Below are 10,561 nucleotides of genomic sequence, written 5' to 3'. Positions count from 1 at the left end.
ATCATACCCCCGCCGAACTGTCGGGCGGGCAGCAGCAGCGTGTGGCGATCGCGCGGGCGATCGTCACGCAGCCCGATGTGTTGCTGGCGGACGAGCCGACCGGCAACCTCGATTCCGAGCGGTCGGTGGAGATCATGGAGTTGCTGACCGGGCTGAACCGCGACAGCGGGATCACGGTGCTGATGGTGACGCACGAAGCCGACATGGCCGCCTATGCCCGTACCGTCGTGCATTTCCGCGACGGCCTGGTCGAGCGGATCGAGGCGCAGCATCCGCCCGGCGCGCCGGTGTCGGCCGTGGCCGGGGCGGGGAACGACTGATGCTGGGTACCACCTTCCTGCTGGCGATCCGCTCGATCCGCCGGCACCTGCTGCGTTCGTTCCTCACCATATTGGGGATCGTGATCGGCGTCGGCGCGGTCGTGACGATGGTGACGCTGGGCAAGGCGACGACCGCGCAGGTGCAGCAGAACATCTCGTCGCTGGGCACCAACATCCTGCAGATCCGCCCCGGACAGGGATTCGGCCGCGGCGGCGGCGGCCCGCGCCCGCCCGATTTCAAGCCCGAGGACGTCACCGCGATTGCCACGCAGATCGCGGGCGTCACCGCGGTTGCCCCGCAGGCGCAGTCCACCGCGACCGCGATTTACGAAGGCGCGAACTGGTCGACGACGATCAACGGCACCACCAACGCCTATTTCACCGTCCAGCCGTGGCCGCTGGCCAGCGGGCGTTACTGGACCCCGGCGGAGCAATCGGCGGGCAAGGCGGTGTGCATCATCGGCAATACCGTGCGCCAGAACCTGTTCCGCGGCGGCGAGGCGGTGGGGCTGCGGTTCCGGCTGGGCAATGTCAGCTGCGACGTCATCGGCGTACTGTCGACGCGCGGGCAGGCGGGGTTCGGGGGCGACCAGGACGATGTGGTCATCATGCCGATCAACGCGGTGCAGCGCCGCTTCACCGGCACGCGCGACGTGCGGCTGATGCTGGTGGGGGTCGACCAGCGATATGCCAATGCGTCAGTGCAGGCATCGATCACCGACCTGCTGCGCGAGCGCCGCAACATCACCGGCGGCAAGCAGGACGATTTCAACATCTTCGACACCAAGCAGATCAGCGACACGCTGACCAGCACGACGCAGCTGCTCACCCGCATCGTCACCGCGGTGGCGGCGATCAGCCTGATCGTCGGGGGAATCGGGATCATGAACATCATGCTGGTGTCGGTGACCGAGCGCACACGCGAGATCGGTATCCGGCTGGCGATCGGTGCCGTGGCGAACGAAGTGCTGATGCAGTTCCTGGTGGAGGCGGTGGTGCTGTCGATGCTGGGCGGGCTGGTCGGGCTGGTGCTGGCGCAGGTGGCGATCGGCGCGCTGTCGTGGGCGGGCGGGCTGCCGTTCCTGTTCGTGCCGGACATCAACGTCGTCGCCTTCGCGATTTCGGCGCTGATCGGGGTCGTCTTCGGCTATTTCCCCGCGCGCCGTGCCGCCGCGCTCAACCCGATCGACGCGCTGCGCCACGAATAGCCGTCAGTCCCCCGCCGTCCCGCGCAGCGCGTGCGAATCGGTGCGGTTGAGCGCCTCCGGCGCGTGGACCAGATCGCGCAGCGCGGCCAGATCGGCGCGCGTGTCGACGTCGATCAGCTCCGCCGCATTGGTCACGACATGCCGCCCGGCCTGGATCAGGTCGCGCGCGCCCTGGTCGCCGCGGATCGCCAGCACGTCGTCGAAGCGGTTGCGCCCGAACAGCGCCGGCGGCCGCGGCGCGACCCCGTCGCTGGAGGCGACGACCGCATCCTCGCTGTCGGCGGCGTCGAACAGGCGATAGATATGCGCGGCGGTGACGCGCGGCATGTCGGCGAGCGCGATCACCACCGCCTGCGCATCTAGCGACTTGGCGCATTCGACGCCCATCCGCACCGAGGAAGCCATGTCGCGTTCGGGATCCTCGTTATGGAGCACCCGGAACCCGTGCGCGCCGTAGTCGAGCTTGCCCCCGTCGACGATCGCGATCCGTTGCTGGAAGGGCATATCCTCCAGCGCGACCGCGACGTGCAGCCCGAGCGGGCGCGCAAGGAACGGCTGGTCGAGCTTGCTGCCGACATCGCCGAACCGTTCGGACCGGCCGGCGGCGAGGAGGACGAGGACGCTGCGTTCAACCGCGATCATGGAATGCTCCCACCATGGCGGCGGCGATCGACAGGGCGATCTCCGCCGGGCCGATCGCGCCGATATCGATCCCGACCGGGCCGTCGATGCGATCGAGCTGTGCGGGGGTAACGCCCGACGCGCCCAGCCGCTCCCGCCGGGCGGCATGGCTGCGGCGGCTGCCGAGCGCGCCGACATAGGCAGCATCGCTGGCCAGCGCGGCAATGAGCGCGGGGTCGTCGATCTTGGTATCGTGGCTCAGCGTGACGACCGCGGTGGCGGGGCCGGGCTTCCATGCGGCCACCGCTTCGTCCGGCCAGCGATCGTCGAGGGTGACGCCCGGGAAGCGTTCCTCGGTCAGGAAGCGGCCGCGCGGGTCGATCACCACCGTCTCGATCCCCAATGTCTGCGCCAGTGCGGCGAGGCTCTGCGCGATCTGCACCGCGCCGACGATCAGCAGCCGCCGCGGCGGATCGTAGCGGTTGGCGAACACCGCGCCGGTTTCCAACGGACGCAGGTCGCTGTGCCCGGTGGCAAGGTCGGTATGGACCGTCAGCGAGCGGCCATCGGCGCGCGCCTGGGCGACGCGATCGAACAATTCGGGATCGAACCCGGTGGCGGACACCGGCTGGACCATCACCGAAATCTCGCCGCCGCACGGCAGGCCGACCTGCCAGGCGCTGTCGTCGGCGACGCCGTAGGTGTTCACCTGGAACGGTTCGCCCGCGATCACGCGCGCGGCGGTATCGAGGATGTCGCCTTCGACGCAGCCGCCCGACACCGATCCTTCGAACCGGCCGTCGGCATGGACCAGCATGTGGCTGCCGCGCGGACGCGGCGCCGATCCCCAGGTGGAGACGACGGTGGCGAGCGCCATCGGCGCACCTTTCCACGCGGCGGCGGCGGCGAGCACGGAGTCATTGTCGGCCATCGGCGGCAGTCCCGAATGTTGCGAATGTTGAGACGTTCGCGGGGGTGAAGCGAAGGTGGAGGGCGGGTCGAACGACGGTGTAGGCGCGGGCGCTGATGTAGGACAGGCGGCACCCGCGACCCGTCACACCGGCGGCAACCCCGCAAGCAACGTGTCGAGCGTCACCGGCACGTCGCGCACGCGGATGCCGGTGGCGTTGTAGATCGCATTGACCACCGCGGCGCCCGCGCCGGAGATGCCGAGTTCGCCGACCCCCTTCGCCCCCGCCTGATTGGCGGCATCGTCGATCTCCTCGATGAAATGGCATTCGATCTGCGGCACGTCGGCGTTCACCGCGACATGATATTCGCCGAAATCGGGGTTCACGAACCGGCCCGAGCGGGTGTCGACCACTGCCGCCTCGCCCAGCGCATAGCTGACGCCCCATACCATCCCGCCGACCAGCTGATTGGCGGCGGTGGCGCGGTTGAGGACGCGGCCGACGTCGAACACGCCCAGCATCCGGCGCACGCGCACCTCGCCGGTCACCGCATTGACCGCGACCTCGGCGAAATGCGCGCCGTGGCTGGCCTGGCTGGTCTTCTTGGCCTGCGCGCCGGGGCTGCTCTTGCCGATGGCGTCGATCGCCTCGCCGCGCAGCAGCTCGACCAGCGAGGCATCGCGCCCGCCCGCGCTGGCGCGGCCGTCCGCCAGCGTCAGCTCATCCGGGCTGGCGTTCATGCGGCGCGCCAGTTCGGCGACGATATCCTCGCACGCCAGCACCGCCGCCGACGCCGCGCTGCCCGCGCCGAACGACCCGCCGGAACCGGCGCTGCGCGGCAGATCGCTGTCGCCCAGCCGCACGTCGACCTGCGACGGGTCCAGCCCCAGCACCTCCGCCACGGTCTGCGCCAGGATGGTATAGGTGCCAGTCCCGATATCGGTCATGTCGCAGGACACCATGGCGCGACCGTCCGCGCCGAGCCGGACGCTGGCGCTGGCCTCCACGGTGAAATTGCCGCGCAGTGCGGCGGCCATGCCGATGCCGATCAGCCATTCGCCGTCGCGCACGCTGCCCGGTTCGGGTACCCGATCGGGCCAGCCGAAGCGGCGCGCGCCCTCGTCATAGCAATCGGTCAGGCGGCGGGTGGAGAAGGGCTTGCCATTGGTGGGATCGCGATCCGGCTCGTTCCGGCGGCGCAGCTCGATCGGGTCGAGCCCCAGCCGTTCGGCCAGTTCGTCCATCGCGCATTCGACCGCGAAAGTGCCGATCGCCTCGCCCGGCGCGCGCACCGCGCCGGTGGCGGGCAGGTCCAGCCGGATCAGATCGGTGCGGAAGCGCCGGTTCGCGCCGCCGTAGAGGGGCAGCGAGCCGAACGGGATCGGTTCCAGGAATCCGCCGTCGTCGTTCTGCGCCGCGGTGCCGGTATGTTCGAAGGCGGAAATGACGCCGTCATGGTCGCAGCCGATGCGGACATGCTGGACCGTCGCGCTGCGGTGATGAACCAGATAGGCGGTGTCGCGGCGCGGCAGCGCGACCTTCACGGGGCGGCCGAGCCGTTCGGCGGCGATCGCGGCCAGGATCACCTCCGGCCCGACCCCGGTTTTCCCGCCGAAGCCGCCACCGACATAGGGGGCCAAAACGCGGACGCGTTCGGCGGGCAGGCCCATCGCCTTGGCGATCGTGTCGCGCGCGGCGCCGATCACCTGGTTGCTGGTGCGGACGGTCAGCACGTCGCCGACGAACCAGACGGTGGAGGCGTGTGGTTCGAGCGCGGCGGGGAAGTGCACCGGCGTCGCATAATGTTCGTCCAGCACCACCGGCGCGGCGGCGAGCGCGGCGTCGACGTCGCCGATGTCGATCGCGGGAAGGAAGCCGAGCTTGTGGTCGCGCTGGGCCGGTTCGCCGTCCATGTCGAAGCGGCCGGCGGCGCGGTCGACATGGACGTGCACCAATGCGGCGGCCTCGCGCGCGGCGGCCTGCGTCTCGGCGACGACCAGCGCGACGGGCTGGCCGTGGTGGAAGATGCGGTCGGTGCCCCGGGCGGGCATGGCGCGGCTGTTGCCCTCCCCCACCGGCATGCGCGGATCGTCGCGGAGCACCGCGACCACGCCGGGAACGGTCAGCGCGGCGGCATCGTCGATCGCAGTGACGCGCCCGGCCCCGGCCGGAGCGCCGACCACAGCGGCATAAGCGACGCCGGCGGGGGCCTGTTCATAGGCATAAGGCGCGCGGCCGGTAACCTTCAGCGGGCCTTCGACGCGAGGCAGCGGGGTGCCCAGCACATTTTTTTGCGCGCGCGCCAGTACTCCCGGCCGCTCGCCGGAGTCGATCGCCTGTTCGCTCATGCCACTCCCCTCGTCACCGTGGCCATGGATATGGGGCGGGGGCGCGGTCGCCGCCAGTTCAGCCCGGCAATCCTTCGAGCAGTTTGTCGCAGGTGATCGGATAGTCGCGCACGCGCACCCCGGTAGCGTTGTAGATCGCATTGGCGATCGCCGCGCCCGCACCCGAAATGCCCAGTTCGCCGATCCCCTTGGCATGGATCGGATTGGCATGGATGTCGCGTTCGTCGAGGAAGTGCACGTCGATCTGCGGCACGTCGGCGTTCACCGGTACATGATATTCGCCCAGGTCGCGGTTGACGACCTTGCCGTTGCGCGGATCGTGGACCAGCTCCTCGGTCAGCGCGGCACCGATGCCGAAGGTCATGCCGCCCAGGCATTGCGAGCGCGCGGTCTTCTCGTTGAGGATGCGCCCGGCGGCGAACACACCCAGCATCCGTTCGACGCGCACCTCGCCGGTGACGGCATTGACCTTCACCTCGGCGAAATGCGCGCCGTAGCTGGCCTGGTTGAAGGCTTTCTCCTGCTTACCCGGCGCGATCTCGCCCAGCGCGGACAGACCGTCGCCGACCAGCTCGGCGCTGTCGACCGCGCGATTGTCGGCGATGGCGCGGCCGTCCTTCAGCGTCATCGATTCGGGCGACGTGCCCATCGCCTTGGCCAGTTTCTCGCGCAGTAATTCGCAGGCGAGATAGACCGACGACCCGGCCGATCCGGCGCCCCACGACCCGCCCGATCCGGCCGAGGGCGGAGCGGCACCGTCGCCCAGCTGCACCTCGACCCGGTCGAGCGGCAGGCCCAGCGTCTCCGCCGCGATCTGCGCCAGGATCGTATAGCTGCCGGTGCCGATGTCGGTCATGTCGGTGGCGACAATCGCACGGCCCTCCGGCGTCAGCTGGACGCGCGCGGAGGATTTCTGGAGCATGTTCGACCGCACCGCGGCGGCCATGCCCATGCCGTGCCACCATTCGCCGCGACGGTCCGATGCGGGGGCCGCGTGGCGATCCGCCCAGCCGAACAGCTGCGCGCCCTTGTCCATGCACGGCACCAGCTGGCGCGAGGAGAAGGGCACCTGCTTTTCCGGGTCCTGATCGGGTTCGTTGCGGCGGCGCAGTTCGATCGGATCGAGCTGCAGCTTCTCCGCCAGTTCGTCCATCGCCGCTTCCAGCGCGAGCATCCCCACCGCCTCGCCGGGGGCGCGCATCGATCCCGCCAGCAGCCAGTTGAGCCGCACCAGCTTGTGATCGACCAGCCGGTTGGCGGCGGCATAGGCGAAATGCGTACCGATGCCGGCGGGTTCGAAGAAATCCTCCCCCGGCAGGTTGGTCGCGAGCGTTTCGTGCGCGATCGCGGTGAGGCGGCCGTCGGGGCCGGCGCCCAGCCGGATGCGCTGTTCGGTGTTCGATCGGCGGACCGTGGCGTCGAACACCTGCTGGCGCGCCATCGCAACCTTCACGGGCCGGGCGAGCTTCCTCGCGGCGACCGCGGCGGCGACGCTTTCGGGGGCGATCCCCAGCTTCGATCCGAACCCGCCGCCGACGTAGCGCGACACGATCCGCACCTTGTCCTTCGCCACGCCCAGCGCCGCGGCGAGCTGCGACTGGTCGGAGGCGACCATCTGATAGGCGCCGTGGAGGACGAGCGTGCCGTCGTCCTGCCAATGCGCGATCGACGCATGCGGCTCCATCGCGGCGCTGTTCTGGCTGGGGGTGGTGTAGGTGGCATCGACCGTCACCGCCGCGGCGGCCATCGCAGCATCGACGTCGCCCTGGCTGGTGGTCGGCGGGATCTGGTCGGGCGGAGGTGTCTCCGCCTGATCGCGATGCGCGGCGAAGACATAGGCGCCCTCCGCCGGTTCGGCATCGACATGGACCAGCGCCGCGCCTTCGCGCGCGGCCTCGAACGTGTCGGCGACGACGATCGCGACGATCTCGCCATGGTAATCGACCTTCTGCACGCCCTGCGTCGGCGCCTTCATCTCGCCGCCCTGCTGCGGGTTGCGGATGAAGGTCGGGTAATCGGTGACGACGTCGATCACGCCGGGCACGCTGCGCGCGGCATCGGCGACGACGTCGCGGATCGTCCCCGACCCGAACGGCGCGCGTACCAGCACGCCATAGGCCAGATTCTCCGCGGGATATTCGGCGGCATAGGTGGCGCGGCCCGATACCTTCAACGGCCCCTCGATCCGGTCGAGCGGGCGGCCGATCACCCCCTGCGTCCCCTGATCGAGCAGGCTGTGCGGGTGCGGCTGGTCCATCGTCAGGCTGCGCGTTTCCTCGCGACCCAGCAGGGTTCCGATCAGGCTCATCGCGTCAGTTCCTTCAGGCAGGCGGTCAGCACGCGGCGCGCGAGCGGGATCTTGAAATCGTTGGTGCCGAAGCCCTTCGCCCCGGCGAGCAGCGCATCGGCCGCCGCGGCGAACACTGCGTCGGACGGCGCCTGCCCGACCAGCGCGGCCTCCACCGCCGCATCGCGCCACGGCATGGGCGCAAGGCCGCCGAAGGCGAGCGCGGCGGAGGCGATCTTCCCGCCCTCCATCGTCACCACGCCCGCGACCGAGACGAGCGCGAAGGCATAGGAGGCACGGTCGCGGACCTTGCGGTACAGCTGCCGCCCGGCCGGCGGCGCGGGCAATTCGACATGGGTAATCAGTTCACCCGGTTCCAGCACGGTTTCCACCTGCGGCGTGTCGCCGGGCAGACGGTAGAAATCGCCGATCGCGATCCGCCGCTTGTCGCCGCCCGGCGTCTGGGTGACAATCACCGCGTCGAGCGCGCGCATCGCGACCGGCATGTCGCCGGGATGCGTGGCGATACACTGGTCGCTGGTGCCCAGGATCGCGTGGATGCGGTTGAACCCGCCGATCGCCTCGCACCCTGATCCCGGCGCGCGCTTGTTGCAGCCGGCGGCGGTATCGTAGAAATAATAGCAGCGCGTCCGCTGGAGCAGGTTGCCCCCGGTGGTCGCCTTGTTGCGCAACTGCCCGCTCGCCCCCGCCAGCAGCGCACGGCTGAGCACCTCGTATTTCGCGATGACGCGCGGATCGGCGGCCAGATCGCTGTTGGGAACCAGCGCGCCGATCGTCAGCCCGCCGTCGGCACGCTCCTCGATCCGGTTCAGGTCCAGTCGGCTGATGTCGACCAGCTTCTCGGGCGTTTCGACCTGCAGCTTCATCAGGTCGATGAGGTTGGTGCCCCCGGCGATGAAACGCCCGCCGGCGGTGACCGCATCCGCGACGCTGTCCGCGCGCGCATAGTCGAACGTCTTCATGCCGCCACCTCGTCGCGCTCGCCGGCGACCTCGCGGATCGCATCGACGATATTGGGATAGGCGGCGCAGCGGCAGATATTGCCGCTCATCCGCTCGCTGATCTCCGCATCGTCGAGCGTCACCGCGTCGAGATCGGCGCTGGCATGGCTGGGCCAGCCCTTCGCCACCTCGTCCAGCATCCCGACCGCGGAGCAGATCTGCCCCGGGGTGCAATAGCCGCACTGATAGCCGTCATGGCGAACGAACGCGGCCTGGAGCGGATGCAGCGCCTCCGGCGTGCCAAGCCCCTCGATCGTCACGATATCGTCATCCTGATGCATCACGGCGAGCGTGAGGCAGGAATTGATGCGACGGCCGTTCACCAGCATGGTGCACGCGCCGCACTGACCGTGGTCGCACCCCTTCTTGCTGCCGGTCAGCCCGAGATGCTCGCGGGCGAGATCCAGCAGCGAGGTCCGGATGTCGACCTCCGCCTCGTGGGATTGTCCATTGATGGTGAAGCGCATGTCCCTGCCTTTCGGTAACTTTCGCCCAACGCCGCCCGCTCGTTACAGGTCCGTGCGAACGATTCTCATCGCCGCGGTCCTGTCGGGGCTGGCGGCTTCGTGCGCGCCGGTGCAGCATCGCGCGATGACCGATCCGTCGCTGCCGTCCGCCCCGCTCGTCATCGCGCATCGCGGTGCGAGTGGCGAGCGCCCCGAACATACCATCGCCAGCTACACGCTGGCCATCCGCCAGGGCGCCGACGTGATCGAGCCGGACCTGGTGCCGACGAAGGACGACGTGCTGGTCGCGCGGCACGAGAACGAGATTTCGGAAACCACCGACGTCGCGCAGCATCCCGAATTCGCGGACCGCTGCACCACGAAGACGATCGACGGCCAGACGCTGACCGGCTGGTTCGTCGAGGATTTCACGCTGGCCGAGCTGAAGACGCTGCGTGCGAAGGAACGCCTGCCGCAGCTGCGCCCCGCCAATGCCGCCTATGACGGGCAGGAGACGATCCCGACCTTCGCCGAGGTGATCGCGCTGGCCAAGGCGCATGGCGTCGGCATCTATCCCGAAACCAAGCACCCGACCTATTTCGCGTCGATCGGCCATCCCACCGACGAACTGGTTGTCACCGCGCTGCGCGAGGCGGGGTGGGACAGCGCACAGGCGCCGGTCTACCTCCAGTCGTTCGAGGTCGACAACCTCAAGCGGCTGGCGAAGATGACCAAGGTGCGGCTGATCCAGCTGGTCGCGGGGGAAGGCGCGCCCGCCGACGGGGCGGCGCCCAGCTATGCCGCGATGATGACCCCGGCGGGGCTGCACGCGGTGGCGAAATACGCCTATGGCATCGGGCCGGACAAGGCGATGCTGTGGTCGGGCGACGCCGCGTCGTCGCTGGTCAAGGATGCGCACGAGGCGGGGCTGCGCGTCCATCCATGGACGTATCGGGCGGAAAACTACTTCCTGCGCGCGCCCTTCCGCCGCGGCACCGATCCGCGCGCGCACGGCGACCTGGCGGGCGAAATCCGCGCCGCGCTGGACCAGGGAATCGACGGGTTTTTCACGGATTTTCCTGCTATCGGGGTCGCTGCCAGGGGGCGGGAGACCAAGTGACATGCGTAAGCTGATGGTGGTGAGGCTGGCGGCGGCGATCGTGCTCCTGCCGGCGGCGGCGGGGTGCGTGCGCACCGTCGCCGGGGTGGTGACCGCGCCGGTCAAGCTGGCGGGCAAGGCCGTGGGCGGCACCGTCGACATGATGACCACCAGCGAGAAGGAAAAGGACGAGAAATACATCCGCCAGATGCGCAAGCGCGAGGAGGCGGAGGCCAGGGCGCAGCGCGAGCGCGAGAAGGAATGCCGCAAGCATCCGGAGCGGTGCGAGGGGTAGGGGG

General features: G+C 69.6%; 10 protein-coding genes. 4 read left to right on the top strand and 6 right to left on the bottom strand.

Annotated elements, in window-relative coordinates:
* Both AX685_RS09495 and AX685_RS09490 read left to right on the top strand, forming a co-directional pair.
* A partial coding sequence (locus AX685_RS09495; protein WP_156445747.1) for an ATP-binding cassette domain-containing protein occupies window positions 1-320 on the top strand: 320 nt, incomplete at its 5' end.
* A complete protein-coding gene (locus tag AX685_RS09490; protein ID WP_066487909.1) occupies window positions 320-1,528 on the top strand; it encodes an ABC transporter permease in 1,209 nt (402 codons plus the stop codon). The genes AX685_RS09495 and AX685_RS09490, both read left to right, overlap by 1 nt.
* Before the next feature lie 3 nt (window positions 1,529-1,531).
* Here the strand turns inward: AX685_RS09490 and AX685_RS09485 are convergent, their stop codons facing one another.
* From AX685_RS09485 to AX685_RS09460, 6 genes are all read right to left on the bottom strand, one after another.
* Window positions 1,532-2,170, bottom strand: a complete 639-nt coding sequence (locus AX685_RS09485) for a nucleotidyltransferase family protein (RefSeq protein WP_066487906.1) — start codon at window positions 2,168-2,170, stop codon at window positions 1,532-1,534.
* Entirely contained in the window at window positions 2,157-3,080 is a 924-nt protein-coding gene (locus AX685_RS09480) for an XdhC family protein (protein ID WP_066487903.1), read from the bottom strand. The genes AX685_RS09485 and AX685_RS09480 overlap by 14 nt, the downstream gene beginning before the upstream one ends.
* A 123-nt stretch (window positions 3,081-3,203) precedes the next feature.
* A complete protein-coding gene (locus AX685_RS09475; protein WP_066487901.1) occupies window positions 3,204-5,408 on the bottom strand; it encodes a xanthine dehydrogenase family protein molybdopterin-binding subunit in 2,205 nt (734 codons plus the stop codon).
* A 58-nt stretch (window positions 5,409-5,466) separates the two neighbouring features.
* Complete coding sequence (locus AX685_RS09470; protein WP_066487899.1) at window positions 5,467-7,716, bottom strand: xanthine dehydrogenase family protein molybdopterin-binding subunit; 2,250 nt, start codon at window positions 7,714-7,716, stop codon at window positions 5,467-5,469.
* Window positions 7,713-8,678 (bottom strand): FAD binding domain-containing protein, encoded by a 966-nt coding sequence (locus AX685_RS09465; RefSeq protein ID WP_066487897.1) that lies wholly within the window; start codon window positions 8,676-8,678, stop codon window positions 7,713-7,715. Before AX685_RS09465 ends, AX685_RS09470 begins: the two co-directional genes overlap by 4 nt.
* Window positions 8,675-9,184 carry a 2Fe-2S iron-sulfur cluster-binding protein gene (locus AX685_RS09460; RefSeq protein WP_066487895.1) on the bottom strand — a complete coding sequence of 170 codons (510 nt, stop codon included), beginning with the start codon at window positions 9,182-9,184 and terminating at the stop codon, window positions 8,675-8,677. The genes AX685_RS09465 and AX685_RS09460 overlap by 4 nt, the downstream gene beginning before the upstream one ends.
* Before the next feature lie 124 nt (window positions 9,185-9,308).
* On the opposite strand from AX685_RS09460, the gene AX685_RS09455 reads away from it, so the two are divergent.
* Together AX685_RS09455 and AX685_RS09450 are read left to right on the top strand one after the other, a co-directional pair.
* Complete coding sequence (locus AX685_RS09455) at window positions 9,309-10,283, top strand: glycerophosphodiester phosphodiesterase (RefSeq protein WP_066487913.1); 975 nt, start codon at window positions 9,309-9,311, stop codon at window positions 10,281-10,283.
* Between the two features lies 1 nt (window position 10,284).
* A complete protein-coding gene (locus AX685_RS09450) occupies window positions 10,285-10,557 on the top strand; it encodes a hypothetical protein (RefSeq protein WP_231738742.1) in 273 nt (90 codons plus the stop codon).
* Window positions 10,558-10,561 lie beyond the last annotated feature (4 nt).

Origin of the sequence: Sphingomonas sp. CCH9-F2, from assembly GCF_001556735.1 — a bacterium.
Taxonomy (GTDB): domain Bacteria; phylum Pseudomonadota; class Alphaproteobacteria; order Sphingomonadales; family Sphingomonadaceae; genus Sphingomonas; species Sphingomonas ginsenosidimutans.
This window is presented reverse-complemented; position numbering and strand designations above follow the sequence as displayed.

Coding starts and splice junctions, on each gene's coding strand:
- AX685_RS09475 (WP_066487901.1), bottom strand. CDS start 5,408: ATGAGCGAACAGGCGATCGACTCCGGCGAGCGGCCGGGAGTACTGGCG.
- AX685_RS09455 (WP_066487913.1), top strand. CDS start 9,309: ATGACCGATCCGTCGCTGCCGTCCGCCCCGCTCGTCATCGCGCATCGC.
- AX685_RS09490 (WP_066487909.1), top strand. CDS start 320: ATGCTGGGTACCACCTTCCTGCTGGCGATCCGCTCGATCCGCCGGCAC.
- AX685_RS09480 (WP_066487903.1), bottom strand. CDS start 3,080: ATGGCCGACAATGACTCCGTGCTCGCCGCCGCCGCCGCGTGGAAAGGT.
- AX685_RS09465 (WP_066487897.1), bottom strand. CDS start 8,678: ATGAAGACGTTCGACTATGCGCGCGCGGACAGCGTCGCGGATGCGGTC.
- AX685_RS09470 (WP_066487899.1), bottom strand. CDS start 7,716: ATGAGCCTGATCGGAACCCTGCTGGGTCGCGAGGAAACGCGCAGCCTG.
- AX685_RS09460 (WP_066487895.1), bottom strand. CDS start 9,184: ATGCGCTTCACCATCAATGGACAATCCCACGAGGCGGAGGTCGACATC.
- AX685_RS09450 (WP_231738742.1), top strand. CDS start 10,285: ATGCGTAAGCTGATGGTGGTGAGGCTGGCGGCGGCGATCGTGCTCCTG.
- AX685_RS09485 (WP_066487906.1), bottom strand. CDS start 2,170: ATGATCGCGGTTGAACGCAGCGTCCTCGTCCTCCTCGCCGCCGGCCGG.